The organism is Parvimonas parva, assembly GCF_045866535.1.
Classification (GTDB): domain Bacteria; phylum Bacillota; class Clostridia; order Tissierellales; family Peptoniphilaceae; genus Parvimonas; species Parvimonas parva.
On the sequence record NZ_AP038371.1, the window covers coordinates 1,180,507 to 1,207,473 of the forward strand.

The 26,967-nt window shown below is 28.7% G+C and carries 24 protein-coding genes, 1 pseudogene and 1 riboswitch; of the genes and pseudogenes, 3 read left to right on the forward strand and 22 right to left on the reverse strand.

Features of this window, described 5'->3' with window-relative positions:
* Positions 1 to 57 precede the first annotated feature (57 nt).
* The 7 genes and pseudogenes from mobQ to secA all read right to left on the reverse strand — a co-directional run bounded on the left by mobQ (position 58) and on the right by secA (position 8,912).
* A complete protein-coding gene (mobQ, locus tag ACKTSI_RS05845) occupies positions 58 to 1,698 on the reverse strand; it encodes a MobQ family relaxase (RefSeq protein WP_407862694.1) in 1,641 nt (546 codons plus the stop codon).
* A gap of 312 nt (positions 1,699 to 2,010) precedes the next feature.
* Complete coding sequence (locus ACKTSI_RS05850; protein ID WP_004825302.1) at positions 2,011 to 2,325, reverse strand: DUF3847 domain-containing protein; 315 nt, start codon at positions 2,323 to 2,325, stop codon at positions 2,011 to 2,013.
* Between the two features lie 60 nt (positions 2,326 to 2,385).
* Positions 2,386 to 2,859: pseudogene (locus ACKTSI_RS05855) on the reverse strand (restriction endonuclease subunit S); the annotation flags it as partial.
* 41 nt (positions 2,860 to 2,900) lie between these two features.
* Positions 2,901 to 3,392 carry a restriction endonuclease subunit S gene (locus tag ACKTSI_RS05860; RefSeq protein ID WP_407862695.1) on the reverse strand — a complete coding sequence of 164 codons (492 nt, stop codon included), beginning with the start codon at positions 3,390 to 3,392 and terminating at the stop codon, positions 2,901 to 2,903.
* Between the two features lie 3 nt (positions 3,393 to 3,395).
* Complete coding sequence (locus ACKTSI_RS05865; protein ID WP_004825271.1) at positions 3,396 to 4,292, reverse strand: class I SAM-dependent DNA methyltransferase; 897 nt, start codon at positions 4,290 to 4,292, stop codon at positions 3,396 to 3,398.
* 210 nt (positions 4,293 to 4,502) lie between these two features.
* A complete protein-coding gene (gene rlmD, locus ACKTSI_RS05870; RefSeq protein WP_407862696.1) occupies positions 4,503 to 6,131 on the reverse strand; it encodes a 23S rRNA (uracil(1939)-C(5))-methyltransferase RlmD in 1,629 nt (542 codons plus the stop codon).
* A 60-nt stretch (positions 6,132 to 6,191) separates the two neighbouring features.
* Positions 6,192 to 8,912, reverse strand: coding sequence for a preprotein translocase subunit SecA (gene secA, locus ACKTSI_RS05875; protein ID WP_201275203.1), 2,721 nt, complete (start codon positions 8,910 to 8,912; stop codon positions 6,192 to 6,194).
* A 227-nt stretch (positions 8,913 to 9,139) separates the two neighbouring features.
* Positions 9,140 to 9,232, forward strand: a riboswitch (THF riboswitch).
* Between the two features lie 25 nt (positions 9,233 to 9,257).
* On the opposite strand from secA, the gene ACKTSI_RS05880 reads away from it, so the two are divergent.
* Both ACKTSI_RS05880 and ACKTSI_RS05885 read left to right on the forward strand, forming a co-directional pair.
* Positions 9,258 to 9,788, forward strand: a complete 531-nt coding sequence (locus tag ACKTSI_RS05880) for a folate family ECF transporter S component (protein WP_407862697.1) — start codon at positions 9,258 to 9,260, stop codon at positions 9,786 to 9,788.
* A gap of 174 nt (positions 9,789 to 9,962) precedes the next feature.
* Complete coding sequence (locus tag ACKTSI_RS05885; RefSeq protein WP_288981334.1) at positions 9,963 to 11,177, forward strand: arginine deiminase; 1,215 nt, start codon at positions 9,963 to 9,965, stop codon at positions 11,175 to 11,177.
* Positions 11,178 to 11,218: 41 nt separating this feature from the next.
* On the opposite strand, the gene ACKTSI_RS05890 is transcribed toward ACKTSI_RS05885, so the two are convergent.
* The 7 genes from ACKTSI_RS05890 to thyA all read right to left on the reverse strand — a co-directional run bounded on the left by ACKTSI_RS05890 (position 11,219) and on the right by thyA (position 16,778).
* Positions 11,219 to 11,635 carry a hypothetical protein gene (locus tag ACKTSI_RS05890; RefSeq protein ID WP_288868415.1) on the reverse strand — a complete coding sequence of 139 codons (417 nt, stop codon included), beginning with the start codon at positions 11,633 to 11,635 and terminating at the stop codon, positions 11,219 to 11,221.
* A gap of 188 nt (positions 11,636 to 11,823) precedes the next feature.
* The gene (locus ACKTSI_RS05895) at positions 11,824 to 12,336 is read right to left on the reverse strand and encodes a cysteine hydrolase family protein (RefSeq protein WP_288981331.1); all 513 of its coding nucleotides are present in this window, start codon (positions 12,334 to 12,336) and stop codon (positions 11,824 to 11,826) included.
* A 94-nt stretch (positions 12,337 to 12,430) separates the two neighbouring features.
* A complete protein-coding gene (locus ACKTSI_RS05900) occupies positions 12,431 to 12,637 on the reverse strand; it encodes a hypothetical protein (RefSeq protein WP_407862698.1) in 207 nt (68 codons plus the stop codon).
* Between the two features lie 2 nt (positions 12,638 to 12,639).
* Positions 12,640 to 14,724 (reverse strand): type I DNA topoisomerase, encoded by a 2,085-nt coding sequence (gene topA, locus ACKTSI_RS05905; protein WP_407862699.1) that lies wholly within the window; start codon positions 14,722 to 14,724, stop codon positions 12,640 to 12,642.
* Between the two features lie 10 nt (positions 14,725 to 14,734).
* Positions 14,735 to 15,181 carry a GNAT family N-acetyltransferase gene (locus ACKTSI_RS05910; protein ID WP_068474557.1) on the reverse strand — a complete coding sequence of 149 codons (447 nt, stop codon included), beginning with the start codon at positions 15,179 to 15,181 and terminating at the stop codon, positions 14,735 to 14,737.
* Positions 15,182 to 15,398: 217 nt separating this feature from the next.
* Positions 15,399 to 15,938 (reverse strand): flavin reductase family protein, encoded by a 540-nt coding sequence (locus tag ACKTSI_RS05915; protein WP_068474554.1) that lies wholly within the window; start codon positions 15,936 to 15,938, stop codon positions 15,399 to 15,401.
* A gap of 9 nt (positions 15,939 to 15,947) precedes the next feature.
* Positions 15,948 to 16,778 carry a thymidylate synthase gene (gene thyA / locus ACKTSI_RS05920; RefSeq protein WP_068474551.1) on the reverse strand — a complete coding sequence of 277 codons (831 nt, stop codon included), beginning with the start codon at positions 16,776 to 16,778 and terminating at the stop codon, positions 15,948 to 15,950.
* 177 nt (positions 16,779 to 16,955) lie between these two features.
* On the opposite strand from thyA, the gene ACKTSI_RS05925 reads away from it, so the two are divergent.
* On the forward strand, positions 16,956 to 17,201 hold the full coding sequence (locus ACKTSI_RS05925; RefSeq protein ID WP_068474548.1) for a type B 50S ribosomal protein L31: 246 nt from the start codon (positions 16,956 to 16,958) through the stop codon (positions 17,199 to 17,201).
* A gap of 120 nt (positions 17,202 to 17,321) precedes the next feature.
* Here ACKTSI_RS05925 and ACKTSI_RS05930 read toward each other — a convergent pair whose 3' ends face one another.
* From ACKTSI_RS05930 to ACKTSI_RS05965, 8 genes are all read right to left on the reverse strand, one after another.
* Complete coding sequence (locus tag ACKTSI_RS05930; RefSeq protein WP_407862700.1) at positions 17,322 to 17,552, reverse strand: hypothetical protein; 231 nt, start codon at positions 17,550 to 17,552, stop codon at positions 17,322 to 17,324.
* Entirely contained in the window at positions 17,549 to 19,288 is a 1,740-nt protein-coding gene (locus tag ACKTSI_RS05935; RefSeq protein ID WP_068474542.1) for an ABC transporter ATP-binding protein, read from the reverse strand. The genes ACKTSI_RS05930 and ACKTSI_RS05935 overlap by 4 nt, the downstream gene beginning before the upstream one ends.
* Positions 19,278 to 21,020: an ABC transporter ATP-binding protein gene (locus ACKTSI_RS05940; protein ID WP_311525791.1), complete on the reverse strand. Its 1,743-nt coding sequence runs from the start codon at positions 21,018 to 21,020 to the stop codon at positions 19,278 to 19,280. Before ACKTSI_RS05940 ends, ACKTSI_RS05935 begins: the two co-directional genes overlap by 11 nt.
* A gap of 59 nt (positions 21,021 to 21,079) precedes the next feature.
* A complete protein-coding gene (locus tag ACKTSI_RS05945; protein WP_201276065.1) occupies positions 21,080 to 22,099 on the reverse strand; it encodes a LacI family DNA-binding transcriptional regulator in 1,020 nt (339 codons plus the stop codon).
* A gap of 207 nt (positions 22,100 to 22,306) precedes the next feature.
* A complete protein-coding gene (locus tag ACKTSI_RS05950) occupies positions 22,307 to 23,182 on the reverse strand; it encodes a hypothetical protein (protein WP_407862701.1) in 876 nt (291 codons plus the stop codon).
* Between the two features lie 9 nt (positions 23,183 to 23,191).
* Positions 23,192 to 24,061 carry an ABC transporter ATP-binding protein gene (locus ACKTSI_RS05955; RefSeq protein ID WP_068474525.1) on the reverse strand — a complete coding sequence of 290 codons (870 nt, stop codon included), beginning with the start codon at positions 24,059 to 24,061 and terminating at the stop codon, positions 23,192 to 23,194.
* On the reverse strand, positions 24,054 to 25,316 hold the full coding sequence (locus ACKTSI_RS05960) for an ABC transporter permease (protein WP_407862702.1): 1,263 nt from the start codon (positions 25,314 to 25,316) through the stop codon (positions 24,054 to 24,056). The genes ACKTSI_RS05955 and ACKTSI_RS05960 overlap by 8 nt, the downstream gene beginning before the upstream one ends.
* A gap of 451 nt (positions 25,317 to 25,767) precedes the next feature.
* Positions 25,768 to 26,943 carry an iron-containing alcohol dehydrogenase gene (locus ACKTSI_RS05965; RefSeq protein WP_407862703.1) on the reverse strand — a complete coding sequence of 392 codons (1,176 nt, stop codon included), beginning with the start codon at positions 26,941 to 26,943 and terminating at the stop codon, positions 25,768 to 25,770.
* Positions 26,944 to 26,967: the final 24 nt, after the last annotated feature.

Genomic DNA, 26,967 nt, shown 5'->3' on the forward strand with positions numbered 1-26,967 from the left:
ATCTGCCTTTATTTTCTTGGTTATATTATAGCTTGGATAAGATATTTTTACCAGGTCTTATCTTTCTTGATCCATTTTCTTGTTTTTCATCATTTCTCTGTATTCATTGTCTTTAATAACTTGGTCTTGGAATTTTTTAATCTGTGCTATTACACTTGGTTTTTCACCTTGTTTTATAAGCTTATCTATTTCTATGGATAAATCTATGCCAAGTTCTTTGTTTACAAAATCTACTGAATATTTTATATGATTAATTTCCTGGTATTCATCTTTTATCTTGTCTTTTTCTCTATTTATTTCTTCAAGGTTTGCCATTAAAAGATTTTTTTCTTCATTCCATTTTTTAGGACTTAGCTTTTCCTTGTCTGATAGGAGTTTTTTTAATTTCCCACTTACTACCTTATATTGGTCTATGTCTTTCTTATGTTTGTTATAGAATGTGTCTTTTGTGAATATATTTTTCTTTTGATATTCTTCATAAACTTCTTTTTTGGCTTTATAGATTTCATAGTATAAAATTTTCTTTTCTACATCTTCCATTTCTTTATGGATTGTCTTCGCTTTTTTATTTAGCCTATAACTATTAGACTTTAAACTTTCTATTTTTGTTTGTAACTGACCTATGGTTTCTATATTATTTTTTCTTAAATAACTATATGCACTCGTTAGCTTTTTAAAGTCATACTTTTCTTTATTGGTTTTAGCATATCCTTTTAGATATTTACTTTTTTCTTTTTGAATTTCTGAATAAGTTAATAGATAATTTGTTAGATTGAAAAGTTTAGGGTTGTCTATTACCTTATCTCTTTCTATATCCTTAAATTTTTCATAAGCAGTAGTTAGGTTATCTAATAAATTTCCTATCCAACCCTTTAATGTTTTTATCTCTTCTTTTATTGTTTTTACAAGTTCGTTATATTTTCTTATTTCTCTATTATAGTTTCCTTTGTCAGTTTCTATTCCCTTTCTTTCCATTGCACTTGCTGCTGATCCTAAATGGATTGTCGGTAGATAATCTGAATTTTGTCTTTTAAAACTCCTATGGTCTACTCTTTTTTCTATCTTGTTTTTTGCTAGATATTCATTGCAAAGGTCTGAAAAATTTTCTCTCCATTTTTCTACATTGCCTTTATCGTTCCAGGTTGTTAGTTCTACTTTTATTGTCTTTGGTTTTCCATTTTTGTTTAAAATCTTTTCTCCTTTTTCATCTAGGATATATTCTTTTTTTGACTTTGCTAAGAACTCTCCTTTTTCGTTTATGGGTCGCATTATGGTCATTATATGACAATGGATATTTCCATTTTTATCTTGACTCTCATCATGAATTGCATAATCTACTATCATTCCTTGTGATGTTAGATTTTCTTTTATAAATCTTTCAACTAGGTTTTTATTTTCACTTAAAGTTAATTCTTTTGGTAGTCCTATTATGAATTGTCTTGCTAGTTGTGCATTAGAATTTTTTTCTGCCATTTCTACTTTATTCCATAAGGTCGACCTATCCTTAAATTCTTTTGGTATATGATCAGGCAATATTATATTTTTTACTAATACTTTTTCTTTTCTTGTATAGTCATGGGTTACTCCGTCCCATTCATTTTTTATTTTTTCTCCACTTATATATGCTGCACTTGCTACTGCACTTTTTCCTTTTCCTCTTGATATTATGTTTACTGAAAAATGAAAACTGTCTGCCATTTTTATCACTTTCTTTCTTTTTTTGTTGTTTTAGGTGGAGGCTTAATAGATTTTTATATCCTCTTTGTGAATGAGCGTTTTGAAATGATAGAATAGAAAAAGCCGACTACTGAATTAATTTTTGTTGTTTCAGTATGTCGGCTTAATTGTTTTGTTCATTTCAAATTTTAAAAGTCAAGGGCGAGCCTTAGCGAGTTTATTTACCCTTGACTTTTAAAAAGCGAATGGTTGTTGGTCGCTTCAGGGATCTGGCTCCGCAGGACGCAAGCACCCTTTAGGGTGTATAATTGCGCCCTTGTAACCAAGGGACAATTATGTTATTTCTTCTTTAGATGATTTTTCTACACTATCATCTATTCTTTCTTCTAAAATTCCCATTATGTTTAATCTTATTTCTTCACCATTTAATGATTTCATTAGTTTATAAAATTCATCTTTTGTTAAACCAATACTTTCTTCAAAAATACTTTCTAACACTGCTCCTTTTTCTATAAGTCTTTTGTTTCTTGCTTTTCTTTCTTGTTCATTAAGTTTTTTCTTCAACTGTCTTTTTTGATTTTGTAATTGCTTAATGCTTTCTTCTTTCTTTTCAATCTGTTCTTCAATACTTAATCTTTTACTTGTCATAATGTGTCCTTTCTTACAATAAAAAAAACGACTAGATTTTTATTTCTAATCGTTTTTAATTCAAACACAATGAATTTCTCTATTGCAATTTTCTTTTATTTTTTCAATATATTTCTCCATATAATCCCAATCGGGATTACCATGAACATCTACTGGTAGTTTTATCTTTTCTTTCTTTAACAAATCGGGAAATAGTCCATAACTATAAGAATATTTATCAGTCAATGTGTCTAAACACGATACTAAAAATAGACATGCTTTCTCACTCAAATGTCTTGTATCAATATAATAAATATCTCTTCCAGATACAAAGTTTTCTTTTTGATAAAAGAATGATGCATTCTCTGCACCAAATGATATAACTCCCTTAGGGCTAGGAGTCATTTTTTTAGTTTCAGTAACTCTATATTTTATACCATTATTAAATTTTGTTCTTACTACATAAGGAATACCGTTCTCATCTTCAACGACTTCTCTTGCATGAAGCACGTCAGGCTTTTTAATATTTTCAAATAAATCACCAACTATAAACTCTTTCCATTTTGAAGTATCAACCTTATTTAATTTTGCATTATTTAAATAGCTTGTAAGATTGCTTGTACTCTCTCTCTGGTTTCAAGCCTTTTCATTGCTTCTTCCATGAAATTCCAATCTGGTGTTTCATCGTCTAATGCTGGTAAAAGTATATTTTCTTTTTTTATACTATCACTAGATCCCATATCGTTATATTGGTACTTTATCTTTAAACTTTCTCTTATTACAGAAGCAATAAATAACCCGTTAAATTTATTTAGATTGTCATTATATAAAAGCATTATTGATGACCCTCCACCACCTCTTCCCAAAAAATCTTTTGGTTGGTAAAATGTACTACCATCAACTGGACTTACTGTTATACAATTTCCTTTATCTAAATCTTCATCATCAATAGGCTCTCTGTAACTATCGACACCATTATTATAATTTCCAGAAGATACAAAAGGTATCTCTCCCTCATTATATTTTTTTACACTTCTTGATTTAGGTCTTTTTACAGTAAATAACTTCTCTATTTCAAAGGTTTCCAATCATCAATCTTTATTTTCTTCATTTTCTCCACCTACATCTAGCATGAGTTTACCATCTTTATATTCTGATTTATACAAAACTTGATTTAAAAGTTTTTCATTAAATTCTTTTACGTCAATTTTTTCTTCAAAGAGTATAAAGTCTATAATGGTCTTTTTAAAATCTTCTTCATATATTTCAAAAGGTTTCTGTGGTTTTTGATATGATAAATATTCTTTTGAATCTATCCATTGGTGTGTGTTATATTTTGTATCTACTTTTGTTCTTGCAACTTCTAGCCAATATTTTTCTATTTCTTTCCACTTATTTTTTATATCATGCCTACCTTGATTTTTAACTCTTTCAAGTCCATCATCTTCCATATAGCAAGCAAATATTTTTTTATCTTTTTGTGGTTTTCCAGTTTCAAAAACAAATACACTTGTTGTTACTCCTGCATCAAAAAGTTTTTCTGGTAATTTTATAATCATATCAAGAGTGTGTTTTTTCAGTAATGAGTGCATTCTATCTTTTTCTAGTTTCTTATCTGGTAAAATAAATGCACATTTAATACCAGCAGGTACATTATCCAATACATTTGTAACTATTTTTTTGCAACCATATTTTCTCTCATATGGTGGATTCATCAATACTTTTGTTATGTTTTTAGATTTGATCCATTTACAAGCTTCTTTTTCCCTTGTATCAAATTGTTCCAAATTTGTCTTGCCATCTTTGTGAATAAGCATATTAGCACAAGCTAGGGCGAAAATTTCTCTATCAAACTCGATACCATAAAGTTTATTTTGTTTTATATCTTCTGCTTCTTTTGTATTTACTCCACCAACTTCTTTTATCATATTTGCCATTGCTTTTACTAAAAACGCTCCGCTGCCTGCACAATGATCTAAAATTTTCAATTCTAACAAGTCTTTTTCAGTATTTTTAACTTCATAAAAACCTCTTTGGCAATAATGCCTAATTCTTCTTTAGTTGTTAAAATTTTTTATTTTACCATCATCGTTCCCCTGATTTTCAATTAATCTTCTTAGGTTATATAAGAAGTACATATCTTTTTAATCTTAAAGTTTTTAAGTCTTAATTTTAAAATTTTCAATCTTAGATATTATTTAAATCATTCCAAAATGCTCTAAAGCATCTTCGATTGCTTTTTCTTTTTCTTCTGGGCAATTTGGCACTCTTTGATTTTCTTTCTTACTAAAATTATAATTTTCTCTCTCTATTAGACCATGTTTCCTTTTTATTTGTGCAATATATAGGCTTGAAACTTTTAGTACGTATTTATCTAACACATACTTTTTAATTTCTCCATAAGTTGCGTCTTTTGAAAAGTCAATTTCAGATAATTCATCTTCCCCTATTTCTATATCTAAATGATGTTCTGTATTTAGTTTGGACAACAGAGCTACCGTCTCCACATGAACTGTTCTTGGGAACTGGTTAAAAACTTTTAATGTTTTTAGTTTATATCCGTTTTCTATTAGAATTTTTGCATCTCGTTTTTGAGTTTTTGGATTGCAAGAGATATAGACGATTGTTTTTGCTCCACAAGAAATTATTTTTTCTAAAGCTGTTTGGTTTATTCCATCTCTTGGAGGGTCTACGACAATTACGTCAACTATTTCTTTTCTGTTTTCAATTTCTACTAATACGTCCCCTGCAATGAAGGTGCAATTTGTAAGTCCGTTTTCTTTTGCAGATTTGTTTGCACTTTCGACCGCTTCTTCTACGATTTCTATTCCATAAACTTCTTTTGCTTTTCTGGCTACGATTTGTCCGATTGTTCCGGTTCCTGAGTATAAGTCGAAAACTACTTTGTTTTCAATATCTCCACAAAGTTCAATCGCTTTTGAATAAAGGTTTATTGCTCCAAATACATTTGGTTGAAAAAATGAAAATGGTGTTACTTTAAATTCTAAATCAAATATTTTTTCTGTTATATAATCATCTCCAAAAATAATATTTACTTTTTCAGGCACCACTGCATCTGCAAGTGAATCATTTTCTGTATGAACAATAGATTTTATCTTTCCTTCAAGTTTCAAGTCTAAAATCATATCTACAAAACTTTTTGAATCAAATTTACTTTGTGTCGTAGTTACGATATTTACCATTATTTCACCGGTTGTTAGAGCATAACGGATAATTAAATGTCTTAACAAACCCTCGTGATTTCTCTTTTTCACAAAGGGTAATTCTTTTTCTCTGGCAAAATCGACGATTGCATTTCTTATTACTTCAAAATCTCTATGTACTAAATTACATTCTTTTGTATCTACAACTTCATAAAATCTATTTTTCTTATGCATTCCAAGCATAATCGGACTATCTTTATACATGTCTGCAAAAGTATATTCCATTTTATTTCTATAAGCACTTTTTAAAGGACTTTCAAAAATTTCCACTTCTTCTGAATAAATATCCTCAAAAAGCTCTTTAATCTGTCTTTGTTTTAAATTCAATTCATACTCATAAGAAACACTTTGATAGCTACAACCACCACATTCAAGGTAATTCGGACATGTTTTATTTGTTTCAAGCTCACTTTTTTCTAAAGTTTCAAGAAGTTTTGCCTCCATGTGATTCGCTCTTTTTCTTCCAACAACGACAGAAATTTTTTGTCCTTCGATTCCGCCTTTAAAATTTACTTTCTTATCTTCAAAAGTAAATTCGGACATATTTGGAAAATTAACTTTTTCAATTTTTCCCTCTATAATTTTCTTCTTTCTTCTTCCCATATATTACCTTTCTATTAGAAGAAAAGAGTGAAATATATTCACTCTTTTCTTTAAAATTTTCTATTTGTTTCTTCCACAACATTTTTTATATTTTTTCCCACTTCCACATGGGCATGGGTCATTTCTTCCGATTTCTTTTCCTTTAACAAATGTAGTTTGTTCGTCAGGAACATTTGTTGAAATTTCCTTAACAGCTTGTTCTCTTTCGATTTCAGCTCCTGCAGGTTGGATATTGAAAAGTCCTCTTAAAACGTCAGCTCTGATTGATTCGTTCATTTCGTTGAACATTTCAAAGCCTTCAGCTCCATAAGCTCTAACAGGGTCTTGTTGTCCATAAGATCTTATGCCTATACCTTGTCTTAATTGGTCCATTGCATCAATATGGTCCATCCATTTTCTATCTACAACCATAAGCATAATAACTCTTTCAACTTCTCTCATTTGTTCTTCGCCAATCATTTTTTCTTTTTCGGCATAGAAATTTTCAGAAAGTGTTCTAATGTATACTTTGATTCTTTCTTTGTCAAGATTTTTAATTTCTTCCAAGTTTAAAAGTCCTGTTGGAAGATATTCATTTTCCAAAGCAAGTTTTAAACCGGCTAAATCAACTTTGTTGCCTTCTGAATATTGTTCAACTGTTTGGTCTATTAAATCTTTTAACATTTCTAAGATATTTTTACTCATATCTTCACCGTCAAGAACTGCACGTCTTTCTTTATAAATAACATTTCTTTGAACATTCATAACGTCATCATATTTTAATACATTCTTTCTGATACCGAAGTTATTAGCCTCAACTCTTTCTTGAGAACGTTCAATAGCTCTTGTAACAGATCTAAACTCTAACACTTCATCAGGGTCATAATTTCTATTCATAGCAAATTTTTGAATAGCCTCTCCACCAAATAGACGCATTAAGTTATCTGTAAGTGAAACAAAGAATCTTGATTCTCCAGGGTCTCCTTGACGTCCTGAACGTCCTCTTAACTGATTGTCGATACGTCTTGATTCGTGTCTTTCAGTACCAATTATGAAAAGTCCACCAACTTCAAGAACTTTTTTAGCATTTTCATCTGTTTGCGCCTTATATTTTTCATATAATCTACTAAATACTTTTCTAGCCTCTAAAATTTCTTCATCATCAGTTTCCCAGAAAGCATCTAAATTATCTAAAACATATTGAGGTGTTCCGTTTTTCTTCATTTCATGTTTTGCCATAAAGTCCGGATTACCACCTAAAAGAATATCGGTACCACGACCTGCCATATTTGTTGCGATAGTAACTTTTCCATAAATACCTGCTTGAGCAACTATTTCAGCCTCTCTTGCATGGAACTTCGCATTCAATACATCGTGTTCTATTCTTTTTTTCTTAAGCATTGCACTTAACAATTCTGAAATTTCAATTGAAATTGTACCAACAAGCACCGGTTGTCCAGTTGCGTGAATTCTTTCAATTTCTTCAACGATAGCTTTAAATTTAGCCTCTTCTGTTAAATAAACTCTATCGTGATGATCTTTTCTTATAACAGGTTTATTTGTTGGAATTTCAATAACGTCCATATGATAAATTTCGTTAAATTCATTTTCTTCTGTCTTTGCAGTTCCTGTCATACCTGAAAGTTTATCATACATTCTGAAATAATTTTGATATGTTATTGTTGCAAGAGTCTTAGATTCTGATTTGATTTCAACACCTTCTTTAGCCTCGATGGCTTGGTGTAAACCTTCACTATATCTTCTACCTTCCATAATACGTCCGGTAAATTCATCAACAATTAAAATCTCGCCGTCTTCACTAACAACATAATCAACATCTCTTTGCATCGTATTATTAGCTTTTAACGCTTGGTTGATATGATGTGCAACTTCCATATTAACAGGATCAGAAAGATTTACAAGCCCGAAAAAGTCTTCAGCTTTCCCAGTACCTATTTCAGTTAAGTTTGCAGTCTTATGTTTTTCATTAACTACAAAATCAACAGTTTCTTCTCTAAGCTCTCTATTGTAAAAATCTTCATTTTCTTCACTTGGGTCTGCAATTCTACCCTTTAAACTCTTTACAAATCTATCTGCAAGAGCATATAAGTCAGTTGATTGGTCGCCTTCTCCTGATATAATAAGTGGAGTTCTAGCCTCGTCAATTAAGATAGAGTCAACCTCATCTACGATGGCAAAGTTAAGTCCTCTTTGAACAAGTTCTTCTTTATAAACAACCATATTATCTCTAAGGTAGTCGAAACCAAATTCTGAGTTTGTTCCATAAGTTATATCACAATTATAGTTTTCACGTCTTTCATCATTTGTAAGACCATGTAAAATACAACCTACCTTTAAGCCTAAAAATTCGTGAACTTTACCCATCCACTCCTTATCTCTCTTTGCAAGGTAGTCGTTAACTGTTACGATATGAACACCTTTACCTGTAAGTGCATTCAAATATGATGGTAAAGTTGCAACTAAAGTTTTACCTTCACCTGTTTTCATTTCTGCAATTCTTCCTTCATGAAGAACAATACCACCGATTAATTGTACTCTATAATGTTTCATTCCTAAAACTCTGTACGCAGCCTCCCTAACTGTCGCAAAAGCCTCAGGTAAAATATCGTCTAAAGTTTCACCATTTGCTAATCTAGTTTTAAATATCTCAGTATTATTTCTAAGTTCCTCATCTGTTAATTTTGAATATTTTTCATCGTAAGACATTATTTTATCTACGATTGGATTTATTTTTTTAACTCTTTTTACAGAAGAATTAAAAAAATCGCTAAAAAATCCCATAACTCACCTCTATTAAAATATATATTTTCTCACGATTAATATTTTACCACAAATACACAAAATTTACAAATTTTCACAATAAATTTTTACAACCATAAAATATTTGAATATAAGTTTAAAAATCTCATTCTTTATTTCTTAAGAAAACAAAAAACTATTGACTTTATAAATAAATTTTTATACAATTAAGTTGTATTCGTGTAATACCAATAGTAGCCTATTTTTTAGGCAGAGTAGGAAACTTGCATTAAGTGTTACAAGATGGGATGTTGCTTGTAAACGAAGGGATTTTCTCGTGGTTAGTTTTCGCATCCACTGTTGGCATTGATTTTTGAAAGGAGAAAAATGAAAAAGAATAGGTTTACTACAACACAATTAGCTATTGCAGGCTTAATGATAGCTATAACAGTTATTTTGTCTTATCAAAATATTTATTTATTCCCACCTAGAAGTGGAAGAATAACACTTAGATTTATCCCAATGATATTTTCAAGTATATTATTAGGACCAACAATAGGAACCATAGTTGGTGGAGCATCTGACCCACTAATTTATTTCTTAACTTTAGGTTCTCCCGGAATGTACTTTCCAGGCTATATGCTTACAAATATAGTTATGGGATTTTTCCCGGGACTTATAATTAGAAAAGATACTAATAGAGATAACAAATTATTTTTAACTTTAAGAGTTGCTCTTATATCAATTACTTCTTTTTTAGTTACAATCTTTTTAGACAGCTTCTGGCTTTCTATAACAAGAGGCAAAGGCTTTTGGTACTATGTAATTTCAAGAAGTGTACCAAATTTAATTCAAATGGGTATTACATTTGTTGCAATTTTAGTTTTGGTTATAAGAATCAAAAAAACATACAGATAAAATTTTTAAAAATTAATAAATAAAAATCACATACACGAATCAAAACTGGCTACATTGTAGTCAGTTTTTTAGTGTATCATTCAAATTTTTGTTTACTACTACATAGTAATTTGTATATTGTCTTTAATTATTTTATCTGTTATAATTATTTTAATGAGTTTTAAGGAGGGAGTTATGAGAATTAATGTAAATTCTGAAATCGGAAAATTAAAATCCGTTTTGCTACACAGACCTCATAAAGAACTTTTAAATTTAACACCTTATTTACTTGATGAACTTCTTTTTGATGAAATTCCATTTTTGGATAACGCACAAAAAGAACACGATATGTTTGCAAACATTTTTAGGCAAAATGGTTGTGAAGTTTTCTATCTTGAAGATTTGTGTGCTGAAAGTCTTTATGACGACGGTATTAGAACTGCTTTTATTGAAGAATTTTTAGATAATGCAGATGTAGCCGTAGAAAATGAAAAAAGAATTTTAAGAGAATATTTATTTTCTATCAAAGATAACAAAGAGTTAGTTTTAAAAATGATGGAAGGTATTAGAAAGAATGAAGTTGATTTGAGAGAGCCTTCAACTTTGAGCGAACTTGTTTCAAAGAATGATTTCTTCATTTCAAAACCACTTCCTAATTTATATTTCACAAGAGACCCTTTTGCATTTATTAAAAATGGGGTAAGTTTGCATACAATGTGGTCTGTTACAAGAAGAAGGGAAACTCTTTTTGGAAAATATATCTTTAATCATCACAAAGAATTTAAAGGTATTCACAAATGGTATGACAGAACAGATGTACCTTCAATCGAAGGTGGAGATATTTTAGTTTTATCTAAAGATGTAGTTGCTATCGGTATTTCTCAACGTTCAACTGCAATCTCTATTGAAACTATTGCAAAAAGACTTCTTGAAGATGAAAACGGCGTAAAAACTGTACTTGCAATGGTAATTCCAAACAATAGAGCTTTTATGCATTTAGATACCGTTTTAACTTCAGTTGATAGAGATTTATTCACTCTACACCCTGAAATTGAAAAGACACTAGAAATCTATTCATTAAAATTAGTTGATGGAAAAGTTAAAGTTGAGGCTGAATCAACTGATATAGAAGTTGTATTGAAAAAATATTTACATTTAGATAAAATCGACTTTATTCGTGAAGGAAAAGGTGGACTTTTAGACACACATAGAGAACAATGGTCTGACGGATATAACACATTAGCTATCGCTCCAAGAGAGGCCATCGTTTATGATAGAAATACTATTACAAACGAACTTCTTGAAGAAAAAGGGGTAAAACTTCACAAGATAGATTCAGGAGAATTATCAAGAGGACGTGGTGGCCCAAGATGTATGAGTATGCCACTATTTAGAGAAGATTTAAAATAGTTTGAATTCAAAAAGGTGCATAAGCACCTTTTTGTTTTATATTATTTTATTTCAAATTTTTTAACAAGCTCAACAGAATTTTCATTTTCAATCCAAACAGTTTTAATCAAAATATATTTTCCACTTTTTATATTTTTAAAATAATGTTCCAAATTCATTTTAAATTTTATCTTTTTGTTCGACTCCAATTTTTGCGTAATTGCCTTTTCTTCAAGTTTTGGAATTAATTGTTCCCCATTTTTATACAATTTTATTTCATCTGTATATAATAAATTTTTATCTACTTCATTTACTATTTCAAATTCTATATTTTTACCATCTACATTAAAATTTTCAAATCTAATTTTATCCGTACTTTTAGTTTCGACAAATTCTGTTTTCACTTTGCTTTTATCCTCACTTTTTGAGCAAGATGAAAGCAACAGCAAGCCAATTAGTAACAAATACTTTCTTTTCATACAAATCACACCTTTATTATAGTATATCATAAGTTATGTAATCATATACTTTATACTAAACAGAAAAATCGCAAAAATATCAATTGCACAAGCATTAAAAAATATAGAATAATGTTTCACAATAACAGTTTTATTTTCGATATGCAATAGTATGTTATTGCATATCGTGTTGTTGCATTTTTTACTAACTATACAATCTTAACTTGACAGATTTTCATTGTTTCTAAAGCACTATTATGGCTTTGCGGACTGACTCCGGAACAAGCCTTGCTGTCAACGATTAACTCAATTTCAGGAAAATGTCCCTTTATCATCATAACATTTGTAACTACACAAATATCCGTACAGATTCCAATAAATTCGATACTTTCAATTTTTTCTTTTTCGTCTATACTCTTTATGTACTCAACCAAATCAACTGAACCAAAACTTGGTTTTTCAAAAATTTTACAATTTTCTTTGTAAACTCCTTCTTTAATTTCCCAGCCATAAGTTCCCTTTATGCAATGTTTCAAAGGAAGATTTCTTCCCTCTTGAGTATTTAAATAATTTTCATCATGAGTATCCATTGTATAAACAACTTCTCCGTCAAAATTTTCAATCTTTTCCTTAACATAAGGAATAATTTTCATTGCCTCCTTAGTTCCAAGTCTTCCGTCAACAAAATCATTTTGAATATCAACAACAACTAAAATTTTCATAAGCTCTCCTTTAAAAGTTTTTTATAAAAAAATCTAAATATTTTAATCAAATATAGTATATACGTAAAATTTACTTTTGTCAAATTAAAAAAATTTATTTAGTATTTATAACTATTGCAGTTGCTCCTAAAACTCCACTTATTGTATATAATGTTGAAGAAATTAAATTTACAGCGTTAAAAGAAGAAGTTGAAACCCTAGCTACAATAGCAACATCGGACAACTCCAAAACATAACTTAAAATAAAATTTATCATAAGCAAAAAAGCAAATTGATTTAATTTAGCTCTCCTATTTTCCATTTCTAACCTTTTTTCTTTAAATCTATTTCAAAATCGCAAGCTTCATCTGAACATTTTAATGCGTGTTTGAATCTATTTTTAACTTCTACTAAGAATTTTCCACATTTTTCACATTTTTTATCGGCTATCGGTTTATCCCAAATTGCAAAATCACAGTCCGGATAATTTTCACAACCATAAAAAACTTTTCTCTTTTTAGAAATTTTTTCGATTATTCTTCCACCACATTTTGGACATTTTACATTTGTGTCCTTAACTTCTTTCTTTATATAATTACAATCCGGAAAACCGCTACAACCAATAAATTTACCAAATTTTGTTTTTTTAACGACTAAATTTTTCCCACACATTGGACATTTTTCGTCAAGAACTTCGTCTTGTATTTTGTAATTTTCCAAATCTTCCTCAGATTTTTTCAAAAATGTTTCAAAAAAAGCGTAAAACTCAGAAATAACTTTTTTCCAATCTTTTTTATTTTCAGCTATTTCATCAAGTTTTTCTTCCATTTCCATTGTGAATTTTTCGTTTATAATTCTTTCAAAGTTGGAAACCAAAAACTTATTTACATTTTTTCCTAAATCTGTTGGAATAATTTTTTTACTTTCAATCACAATATAAAATCTACTTGTCAAGCTGTTAATGATACTTGCATAGGTACTCGGCCTACCGATTCCATTTTCTTCAAGTTTTTTTACAAGACTTGCCTCTGTAAAGTTTGCAACCGGTTTTGTAAAATGTTGACTTTTTTCTATTTTTTCAGCGTCAATCACATCTTTATTTTCAAGTTTTGGTAATATTTCATCTTTTACATCACTTGAAGTGTATATTTTTGAAAAGCCGTCAAATATAGTGTATCTTCCACTTAGTTTATAAATACAATTATTTGAATTTAAAACTATTTGTGTGCTTTCATAACTTTCCGATTTCATTTGAGATGCAACAGTTCTCTCCCAAATCAATTTATAAAGTTTATATTGATTAGCAGTTAAATAGTTTTTAATCTTTTCCGGACTTCTAAAAATACTACTTGGTCTAACACCCTCGTGTGCATCTTGTGAATTTTTCTTCTTTAGATTGTATTGATTACCTTTACTTGCATAATTTTTTCCATAATTTTCTGTAATGTACTCAAGAGTCTCTGCAACAATTTCTGATGAAATTCTGGTTGAGTCCGTTCTCATATATGAAATCAAACCGACAGAACCGTCTTTCCCTACATTTATCCCTTCATATAGTTGTTGAGCAATGCTCATAGTCATTGAACTTGAAAAGCCTAATTTTCTTCCTGCCTCTTGTTGTAATGTACTTGTTGTAAAAGGCGGTTGAGGTTTTCTTTCTTTCTTTGTCTTTTTAACATCTTCTACAACAAAATTGTCCTTATCAGTTTTTTCTACAACTTTCAAAGCCTCTTGTTCATTTTTAATTTCTTTTTTTACTATCTTATTATTTACATATTCTCCATAATAAAGAGATTTGAATTCAATATTTTGAACATCATGTATTCCTTCAATTTTCCAAAATTCTTCAGGAATAAAGTTGTCAATTTCTTCTTGACGCTCACAAATAATTTTTAATGTTGCAGACTGAACACGTCCGGCAGAAAGTCCACTCTTTATTTTTTTCCAAAGAATTGGAGAAAGTTTATAGCCCACAAGTCTGTCTAAAACTCTTCTGGCTTGTTGTGAATTTACTAAATTCATATCTATTTTTCTTGAATTTTTAATTGATTCTTTGATACTATTCTTAGTAATTTCGTGAAATTCTATTCTATTGTTGCTGTTTATATCAAGTCCTAAAAGATAAGCAATATGCCAAGAAATCGCCTCTCCCTCTCTATCGGGGTCGGTTGCAAGATAAATATTTTTTGAATTTTTATAAAGCTCTTTTAATTCTTTAATCTTGCTTGCCTTTCCTCTAACATTTATATATTCAGGCTGAAAATTATTTTCTATGTCTATTCCCAATTTACTTTTAGGTAAATCTCTGATATGTCCAACACTTGCTACAACTTTATAATTACTTCCAAGCATTTTACTAACAGTTTTAGCCTTTGTTGGAGATTCTACTATAACTAAATTTTTATACAAAACTAACTCCTTACACAACTTTACTCATTGCAATATGTTCTATTCCAAATTCAACAAAAACATCATCATTATCCTTAGAATAACCTAACATTTCATAAAATGTCATCGCATGATATTGTGCTGAAAATTTTATAGTCTTTTTTTCATCATTATTTTTAGAATTTTTTACAGTTTCTTCCATATTTATAAATAAAAATTTACCAACACCTTTTCCTCTGCAAGACTTTTTAACACAAGCTCTTCCGAAACGAACGACATTTTTATTAAAGTCCATAATTCTTGCAGTCGCTAAAATCTCTCCATCTTCAAAAACTCCAACATGTAGAGTGTTATTTAAACTATCTTTTTCGTCAACTTCATATTCAAGAGGAACTTTTTGCTCGTCAACAAAAACCTCTTCTCTTAAAGCAAAAGCAAGTTTTAATTCTTCTTTTGTTTTTAAAATTCTAAATTCCATAAAAATCACTCCATAACAATGTTATTTCTAATAAACTTCTTATATACTATAAAATTTACATAATTTTGTCAATATATTTTAAAATTTTTCCATTTTGAGCATAGTCGATTGTTTTTAAAATCATAGATTTGGACATTCTTTGCGTCAGACCTACTTTTATTCGCATGCGAATAAAAGTAGGTCTAGAAAAAATGTGCCAAATTTTGGCACATTAATATTAGTCTTCTATTATATAGCTACTCACAATTTCTCCATAATAAGCAGTATGGTAATCTTTGTTTGCACCATAAAATTCTCCCGATACATTTTCAGGATAATTTTTTTCTTTTATTTCTATCGGAATAGCATTTTCATCTTGTTTTTGTTTATAAACAACTTTACATTCTAAAGTTAAAGGTAATTCTTTAATCGCCGGAACATTTACAACACTCGGCTCAACTAAAGTTAAATTTAAGTCTTTAATTTTATCCATATCTCTGCCTGATTTAGTTCCACAAACTCCAATAATATGTTTATCAAAATCTTTTAGAAAAATATTTACAGTAAATTCTCCATTTTCATCAAGCAATTTTTTAGTAAAACGACTCTCTCTTACAAATGTTGTAAAAATAGGTCTATTCCATTCAATTCCCAAAGTTCCCCAAGAAATTGACATTGTATTAACTTTTTCTCCTGACTTTGTTGTAATTAAAACCCCTTTTTCAACTGCGAACATTATTTCTTTTGCATAATCAAAAACATTAATTTCTCTTTTCATAATTTTCTCCTAAATTGCTATTGGAATATTTTTTATTTGTTCTCCACATTTATAATTTTCTATGATTACATCGTCTGAAGTGAAATCATAAAAACTTTTTACGTCAGGATTTAAAGTAACCTTTGGTGCTGGAAATTTTTCTCTTGTGATAAGTTCTTTTACGATAGGAATATGTCTATCGTAAATATGAGCATCGGCAATAACATGAACAAGCTCTCCAACTTCTAAATTACATTCTCTAGCAAGCATGTGAATTAGTATCGCATATTGACAAACATTCCAATTATTTGCAGCCAAAATGTCTTGACTTCTTTGATTTAAAATTCCATTTAATTTTTTACCTGTAACATTAAAAGTCATACTATATGCACAAGGATAAAGATTCATCTCAGACAAATCTTCGTGAACATAGATATTTGTAATTATTCTTCTACTATATGGATTATTTTTCAAATCATAAATAACTCTGTCAACTTGGTCGAACATACCCTCTTTATATTTATGCTTTACGCCAAGCTGATAGCCGTACGCCTTTCCAATACTTCCGTTTTCATCAGCCCATTCATCCCAAACATGACTCTTTAAATCCTTTATATTATTAGATTTTTTTTGCCATATCCAAAGCATTTCATCAGTACATAATTTTATGGCTGTCTTTCTAAGTGTAAGTGCCGGAAATTCCTCTGCTAAATTATATCTATTAACAACTCCAAATTTTTTTATAGTGTATGCTTTAGTTCCGTCCTCCCAAACCGGACGAACTTTCTCTCCCTTTGTGTCAACACCGTTTTCAAGTATGTCTTTACACATTGAAATAAATATATCATCTGCTCTGCTCATATTATTTATTCTCCTAAAAATTTATTATTATTATAAGAATACCATTTATATTAAATTTTTGCAATCGTAAAGAAAAATATTTTTCACCTATCCCCTAAAAAATGCTTGATTTATGTTTTGTTATATGATATAATACCTAAAGTGATTAATATACAATATTTAAGCGAGGTGAATACAATGAAAAAAGGAATACATCCAGAATATAATAAAGTAGTTTTTATGGATACAACAAGTGGATACAAATTCATCTGTGGTTCAACAAAAACTTCTAAAGAAACAATAGAAATGGAAGACGGTAACACATATCCATTAATTAAAATTGAAATCAGTTCTGACTCACACCCATTCTACACAGGTCGTCAAAGATTTGTTGAAAAAGGTGGTAGAATCGAAAAATTCAAAAAAAGATACAATATGGACTAGCAAAAAGCAGAGCAATCTGCTTTTTTTTTGCAACAAAAAAAAGTGGTCAAAACCACTTTTTTTAATACAATTTAATTACAAACCCTTTTGAACATCAAGTACTAATAATGCTTTCAATAACTAACACCCACCTTTTAATTTTTTACTTCTAATATAAAGTTTTGGGAATTTGTCATGTTGATTAAAATATCCCATAAGTTCAAAAAATTGAAATGCTCTTTTTTGTTCATTAACAGACATATTAGTTTTTTCCTTTATAAATTTTTTTGCCTTTTGTGAATGAACAAAATAACCCTCTTTGTTTATGTCCTTAACGACTATATCGTATAAATCATAATACTCTTGTTTCATTTATTCTCCCCTTTTGCTGACTGTATTTCGTACCAAGTTTTGTACTTTCCGTTTAATGCTATGAGTTCATCATGGCTACCGGTTTCTAAAACTTTTCCGTTTTCTATCATAACTATGGTATCACAATCTTTTATTGTTGACAATCTATGCGCAATGATTATTGTACTTCTACCTTTTTTCAAAACGTCAATTCCATAGTTAATTATTTTTTCCGTTTCAGTATCAATATTGGCAGTCGCCTCGTCTAAGATTAAAACTTTTGGATTCCTAACAATCGCTCTTGCAAAGCAAATTATTTGTTTTTCTCCAAGTGAAAGGTCGGAGCCGTTTATTGCAAGTTCAAAATTTAAATTGTTTCCTCTTTTTTCTAAAAGATTTTTTCCTCCAACTTTTATGATTGCATCTAATACTTCACTTTCAATTATTTTTTCGTCTTTAAGTGTGATATTGTCTTTAATACTTCCTGTAAAGATATAAGGGTCTTGAAGAACAACAGCCATTTGTTTCCTATAAGACGCTTTGCTTAAATCTTTTATATTTTGTCCGTCAAGCAAAACTTCTCCTTTTTGATTTTCATAAAATCCTAAAATCAAATTCATTATAGTTGATTTTCCACTTCCCGTTGCTCCAACAAAGGCGATAGATTTTCCTTTTTCAAGTTTGAAATTTACATCTTTTAAAACTGGTACATTTTCTTTATATTCAAAACCAACATTTTTAAATTCAATATTTCCTTCAAGGTTGATTTCTCTATCTGTCGTCTTTTCTTCTTCAATTTCAAAAATTTTAATAATTCTATCACAAGAAACCAAGGCAGTTTTATATCTATTGATTTGTCCTAAGAAATTCATAAAAAGTCTTAAAATTCTTCTGTTGTATTCAATTAATATATACAAGATACCAACACTAAGCGATAATCCTCTTACTTTTAATATCGTAAATACTAAAATAATTATTGCATTTGTAAGAATAATTACAAAGTCAATTAAATTCCATGAGAATAATGCATTAAGTATGGTTCTTTTAATATAATTTTTTTCAACCTCTTTATTCTCTTTTTCAAAAGAATCTATCATCAACTTTTCATTACCATAAACTTGAATTACAGGTAATGATTTTATTGTTTCATTGTAAATTGAACTTGTTATGCCCTCATGTTTTCTTATTGTTTTAGTAACTACTGTAAGTTTTTGTCCATAATACTTTGTAACAAGATACATCATAGGTAAGTAAATTAAAACAATTAAAAACAAATATGGACTAATGTAAAACATAACAGTAAGCATCATAACTAAATTTAAAACAAATGCTAAAAGCTCATTTAAAAGTGTTTGATACAATTCCTTTATTGTATTTGTATCCGTTGTAAATCTCGAAACTAAATCTCCCGCATAGGAGCTGTCAAAATATTGCATTTTAAAATTTTGCATACGTCTAACCAAGTTAAATTGAATTTTATATGCAATATTACAAGCTAATTTGTTAAAAGAAAATCTAATTACAATAAGCATTCCTGCAACAAGTAAATTCAATCCCAAATATAAAAGTCCCTTTTGTAATATGAATGAATTAAAATTCTCCATATTAACTAAATCAGCGTCTATTACTGAAGAAATTATCGTAGGTAAATATACATCCAAAAAAACTCTACCAATTGTTCCTATTGAACCGATAAAAAATAGTAATTTTTCTTGTAAAAGATAAGAAGTTAAAAATTTTATTTTACTATGCTTCATTTTCTTCCTCCTTATCTAAACTTTGATACTCAAATTGCTCCTTGTACCAAGAATCTCTTGAAATAAGTTCTTCATGAGTACCTCTGTCAATTATCTTTCCATTATCCAAAACTAAAATCAAGTCAGAATGTTCAACTGCTGAAATTCTATGAGAAATGATTATATTAGTCTTGTCTTTTCGATTTTCTTTAAGTGAGTTTACAATTTTACTTTCAGTATTCGCATCAATCGCAGAGAATGAATCATCTAAAATCAAAATTTCAGGATTTCTATACAAAGCTCTAGCTAAAGAAATTCTTTGCTTTTGTCCACCGGAAAGCCCAAGTCCTCGTTCTCCGACAACTGTATCTAAGCCTTTTTCTAAATTTTGTATATCTTTGTAGAAGTCTGCTTTTTTTATAACATTTATAATTTTTTCGTCATCTTCTAAAGGACTTCCAAATAAAATATTTTCTCTAACAGTCTTAGAAAGTAAAATATTTTCTTGACTTACATATCCAAATTTATTTCTAACAGAGTTAATATCGTAATCTTCATAAGGAATATCATTTATAAAAATTTTATTTTTATCAAAATTATAAAATCTTAAAATTTGCTTAACTAATGTACTTTTACCACTTCCACTTTTACCAACAATTCCTAGAGTCTTTCCTCTTTCAAGTTTAAAACTAATATCCTCTAGAGAACTTTCATTTGTAGCTGGATAGTTAAAATTAAAGTTTTTAAATTCCAAAGTAGAAAAATCTTCTAATACTCTATTTCCGTTTTCAATTTCAGTTTTATCATCAAGTAAAAGATTTATTCTATTTACAGAAACTAAAGCTCTTTTGTAAGTATTTATACAATCTCCAAGTCCCCAAAACGACCAAGCTAAGAAATCGCATAATCCAAAAAATGCAACTAATTTTCCAATAGATATATCCCCGCTTCTAATTAAAAACGCTCCATAAAACAATCCGATAACCATAGAAACTGTCCTAATTAAAGAGTTTAAAATAAAAGAATAAGCCCAAAGTTGTGATTCCATATAAGCTAAATCAAAATAATATTTAATTATTTTAGAAATATTTTTTTGTCTAACTTCTTCATTTACATAACTCTTTATAAGTTTTATACCTTCAATTATTTCTAAAATTTCTTGACTTGATTTACCAAAAGTCTTATTCATTTCTTCATTAACTTTCCCGACTTTTTTACTCAACATATTAGTTATTAATATGGTAAAAGCAAAAGGAATCATAATCGCAATAGTAAGTTTCCAAGAAATAAAAAATATTAAGTAAAAAGCACATATTGTTGGCATAACAATAGAATCACTCATCATCAAAATTCCAAATGTAAAATAATCATAGATAAACCTTGTTTCATTATCTGCAAGCCCAATTACATCTCCAGCGGTATTTTTTTGAAAAAAATCCGGAGATTTTCTCAAAATTTTTCTAAAAATTATATCCTTATAATACATTTTAAGTTTTGCTCCAGAACCATATGATACATAGGAGAAAACCATAAAACTAAAAAAGTTTATAATTCCCAAAATGATGGCAAATATAGCCTTCTTATATATTATACCAGGACTAAAGTTCGCATCTTTTAACAAATCAACTATATCCCCAATTAAAACTACCAAATAAATTAAAATAAAACTACTTAAAATATTAAAAATACTACCGAACAAAAATCTGGTTTTAGCCTTTTTAAAGCCATCACGAACAGCTTTATATATCCCCATAAAATCACCTCTTTTCTTTAAAAAAAGCTCTTCAAAAAGAAGAGCATAATTTAAAATATTTATTTGTTTTTCTTAGTAAATGTTGCAACCGAACCTCTTTCAACTATTCTTGAAGGAAGAATTGTAACATCTTTAAGTTTTTCCTCATTTCTAAGTTCCTTAATCAACTTTCTCATAGAAATTGCACCCATATCATAGTATGGCTCTTCTATTGTTGTAAGCGCCGGTCTGTAAATTGATGCGATTAAGTCATCACCGAAACCTGCAACTGAAATGTCTTGTGGAACTTTAAGACCGTTATCGTAACAATAACTGATGAAACCAATAGCTAGTGAATCTTCACTTGCAAATACAACAGTTGAATTATTTTCCTTGATAAGTTTGAAAATTTCTTCTCCCATATCATAACCTGTTTGAACTGTTATATCCTTTGCATTGATAAGTGCTGACTTAACTTTTCTTGTCGCAACACCTTCATTGAAACCTGCAAGTTTTTCTCTACCAATTCTACTTGTAACATCTTCACTAATGAAAACAATACTATTATGACCTTCATCTACAAGATAATTTGTCATCTTGTTACAAGTTGATTTGTAATCTATACTAACTGTATGTTCATCTGTATATTCGTAAAATTTATCAAGTCTTACAAAAGGAATATTTTTGCTCTTTAATTTAAACAAAGTTTCAGGATTAATCTTTTCACTTATCATAATTATCCCTTCAACTTGTTTAGTACACATAAATTCGATAATCTTATGCTCTGCTTCAATATCTCCGTATGTGCTTGAAAGCAAAATATCGTAATTATACATTCTTCCGATTTCTTCAATTCCTCTAACGATTTGTGCCATATAAGAAATACCGATATCCTTTACAATAACACCAATCATATTTGATTTTCTCATTACAAGACTTCTTGCCAATTCATTAGGCTTAAAATCCAATTTTTTTATAGCATCTAAAACTTTTCTTCTTGATTCAGGGCTGACCGGTTTAGATTCATTCATTACTCTTGAAACAGTTGAAATGGAAACCCCTGCTAACTTAGCTACGTCCTTTATAGTAGGTACTGACATATTATCACTCCTTTAAATTAAAATTAAATCGTTTACAAAACTCAACATAATTATATCACAGTTTTTAATAAAATAAAACAGTTAAGGAAAATAAATTCACAAAATTTTCCTAAAAATACATAATTTTCTAACAATAAAAAATTTTTCAAAATTAAATTTTCACAATAAAAAAAACTGTAAAATGATTTTCATTTTACAGTAAAATTTTTATTTTTTAATTTTTATATATAAGCTATAAAAAACAGTAGAAATAATCAATGCAACAAAACATATTCCGATTTCTATTCCCACATAATTAATTATAGCCTTATTAACAGGTAAAAATCCACCTGTCAAATCAGAAAACACAGGATAATTAAAAGCATTTTTCCACTTCCAAAGATAGGAAAAAACTAAACTTAACCCAAACTGACTTATTATCAATATAATATTAATAGCAAAAGAAATCATAGCCTTTCCCCTTATAAAACTCGTCTTTTTTATAGGAATTGTAAATAAAAATCCCTTATGATAATAAAAATCTAAGTAAGTTGTTATAAAGAAGTAAGATAGAGCTATCAAAAAAATTACAGCTAGAATATACTTTATATTATTATATTCAAGCAAAACACCGTCTAAAGGAGCTTGTTCATATTGAAAAGTTCTATTTGCTTTTATTACTTCGGATAACCTTTCTTTTTCGTGATTAGCATAACTTTTTGACATAGAAAAATTTATTTCATTTTCTTTGATTTCAATGATTTTTTCGTACATCAAAATTGCACTTTCCATATAGCCTCTATCATCTCCGCTGTGCTTTAGTTTTAAAGTCTTTTCTGATATTTCAAGAGATTTTTTTAACAAATCCATTTTATCTTTATCCCCAGAATATATACTAGGAGACTTTCCATCACCCGGATATAAAATTAACGATATTTCTTCTTTTATCATGAGTAATTCATGCTTTTTATCTGTATCAACTTGTTGATAATTTAAATAATTTTTATAAAATAGAGAAGCTAATAAAACTAATATAACTCCTAAAATTACTACAAATATTCTACTTCTAATAAATTTTTTACATTCTAATATCAAAGTATTCATAACATTCACCTACTGAGCAAACAGTCTTTGATACATCTGTTCAGAAGCATTTATATGCTCTCTTATTTTAATTAATTTTATGCCTTTATCCTGTATTGCCTTAATTGCATCGTCAAAAGAATTCTTTTTAAATTGACAAATAATCATATCTTTTTCAATTTCAGCACTTACTACAAATGGAGATAAAATTTCTAAAGATTGATCATTGGAAGTAGTATCAATTGCATAGATTAAAAATTCATCTTCTACAATTTTTTTGACAATTTTTTTATCCTTTAAGAATAGAAGATTATCGGTTAATTGGCTAATTTCTCCTAAAAAATGTGTAGATAAAATTACCAGAGTTCCCCTTTCTGAAATTTCCTTTAACATAACTCTAAGCTCTATTTGACTGCTAGGATCAAGTCCGTTAAAAGGTTCGTCAAGCAGTAAAACTTCAGGATTATTAATAAGAGCAATAGCCAAAAGTAATCTCTGTTTCATTCCCAAAGAATATGTCTTTACAGCTCTTTTATAAAATTTTTCAATCTTTGTTAAACTTACAATTTCTTTTATTCTAGTCTTTGGCAATTTTTGTATATTTGCAACAAATTTCAAATGATCAAGTCCTGTTAAATTCGGAAATAAAATACTTGCATCCTGTAAATATGACAATTTTTTAAAAATAGCATTATCCCTATTATCTATGCCATTTACAGTAATCTGTCCGGATTGATAGCTATTCAAATTTGTAATACAATCCAAAAGAGTAGTTTTTCCCGTTCCATTAGGTGCAACCAAAGCCCAAACCTCTGCATTTTCAAGTTCTAAAGATAAATCATTTAAAACTACATTCTCTCCATATCTTTTAGTAAGATTTTTTATACACAAACTAGGCATATCCATTCCTCCTTCTATCTTGAATAAAAGCTATACAAATCAATAAAATTGTTAAAATACAAATTCCAATTGCTAAAATTTTACAAGATTTATCAAAACTGTAAGTGATTGTTTTAAATAAAAAATTTATACTTCCGTCAGCAATCTTTCCAACTCTCCAGTATGAAAACGGATTATACCATTTATTAAACATCTGTAATGTTGCTATAAGTCCAAAGGATAAAATAACGCATTTTACACTTGATTTTACAAAAGTTGAAATTGTACTTGTAACAAGGAAAATAAATAGTCCATAGAGCAAGAACAAAATCAAACTTTTTGTTAAAACATCAGATATTGGAACAATCTTATATCCAAAACTCATAAGTGAAAAATAATCACTTTTAACAATATAAGTTGTAATCGGATATTTAAAAGATGATGAACCACTTATTAAAAATTCTATTCCAAAAAATATTGCAGGTATCAACAGTCCAAGCATAATTGTTAAAATTCCACCCGTTAAAAGTCCCGACGATACAATCCTAAATTTACTTGCCCCCGATGTCGTTAAAAATCTAATTGTTTTATTTTGACTCTCCTCTAACTTAGAAAATAGGATACCAAAAGTTACAACAATTATAAAAGTATAGATTAACACCAAATTATTTGTAAAAAAGTCCCATAATCTATGTGAAGTTCCGATTAATGTTTTTTTACTATAATAGTCAAGAAGTTTACTTTCTTCTGAAGTTTTAGGTTGATCAAATTCTGTTCTCTGTATATTCAAAGGATGAGCTGAAGGAATATTATTTTCCTTTAAATACTTCAATATTTCGTATGTTATATCTACTGTCAACCGATCTACAGTATAACTTACTCCATTTTTTACCAATCCTTTTGAAATAAAATTTCCGTTGGGATCTAAAAAACGTTTTAACTCATCTTCATATAACGCCTTCCAATTTTCCGTTTTAATGTCTTGGATTATTTCTTCATAACCCTTTATAATTTTAGTTTTTCTTTTTTTTATATTATTTAATTCTGTTTTTTCTTTATCTGAAATATTATCATTCTCTAAATCTTTATCAACATCATTAATATCCTGTTTAAATATATCTATAACTCTTTCTCTGCTAAAAATTTGTTCTTCCTTATTTTTATTATTTTCAATTTTTGAAATAGAAGATATAACAGTTCCAATAATTATAATTATAATAAGAAATAGAATATTTTTCTTCTGTTTTATAAAATATTTAAAAAACAAATTACACATAGATACCTCCCGAAGCAAAACTCACCAAAAAACATTTTATATAAAACACATTTTTAAAAATTAATTTATCTATTTACTTTATATTCTAGGTAAATCGTTATCACAAGAATATCATAATTATTATTATTTGTCAAATATAATAACTAGTATTTTTCATCTTATATTGACATAAAATAAAATTATATCATATAGTAAGATAATTTGAGATTGTATAATTTTAATTTTAATTTTAAAATATCATACTTATTATTTATGGAGCTTTTAATTATGAAAAAATTTTTATTAAATTATTTTCATATCAAATATTCTATATTGTATAAAAAAACTCATCTAAAAATGTTAGACGAGTTTTTATTGTGAAACAACAAGGTTCCCGGGCACCCACTCGATGCGAAGCATCGTGGAAGGGTGGGGTTCTTATTTAATTATTTTAAAAAAATTATACTAAAGTTTACAAACACATTCTATAAATATTTTCTACATCTTCCGGTGTTAATTCTTTAAAGCCTTTTATACTTTCTTTTCCTTTACAAGCCTTTTTAGCCATAATAGAAAAATTTTTATCGTCAATATTTACATCTTTTAATGTACTTTGTAATTTTAAGTCATTAAATAAAAATTCTGAAAGTTTTTCAATGGCTTTTTCTGCAATTTCTCTATCAGAAAGATTTTTATCTATGTCAAAAACATTAACTCCAAATTGAACATATTTATATATATTTTCATCATTTAAACAATATTGCATCCAACGTGGAGTTAAGATTGCAAGTCCATGTCCATGAGTTATATCATAAAAAGCTGAAAGTTCATGTTCCATTGGGTGGCAACTCCAAGCAGTTGATTTACTTCCATTTACAAAACCATTTATTGCCCATGAAGATGCCCACATTAAATTAGCACGAGCCTCATAGTTTGTAGGGTCTTTCATTGCTATCGGAGCATATTTTATAACCGTTTTCATAAGACCTTCCATAACACAATCAAGCATAAATAAATCATTTTCTGTTGTAAAATAAACTTCTAGGATGTGACTTAAAATATCTGCTGACCCACAAGCAGTTTGATACTCACTTACACTGTATGTATTTGTAGGGTCAAGAAATGAAACTTTTGGTACCATACACATTGAACCATTACTTAATTTTTCATTTGTTTTAAGATTTGAAATAACTCCATCATTATCCATTTCAGAGCCTGTTGCTGAAAGTGTTAGTATAGTTAAAAGTGGCAATGCATCTTCTATTTTTGCTCTTTTTTCTAAATCAAGAAAATCCCATGGGTCAAAATCAACTTTTGCTCCGGCACAAATAAATTTTGAGGCATCAATAGTTGAACCTCCACCAACAGCAAGAACCACGTCAATATTTTCTTCCTTACATATTCTAGCGCCTTCTCTAACAGATTCTATTCTAGGATTAGGTTCTATACCTGAAAGTTCAAAAACTTCAAGTCCTGCATCTCTTATTTCTTTTATAACTTCATCATAAAGTCCAATCTTTTTAATGGAACCTCCTCCGTAAGTTAATAAAACTTTTTTTCCATATTTTGACAATTCTTTTCCAAGATTGGAAAGTTGTCCTTCTCCAAAATATACCTTAACAGGAATATCGTAAATAAATGGTTTCATAAAAACCCTCCTTTAAATTTATTT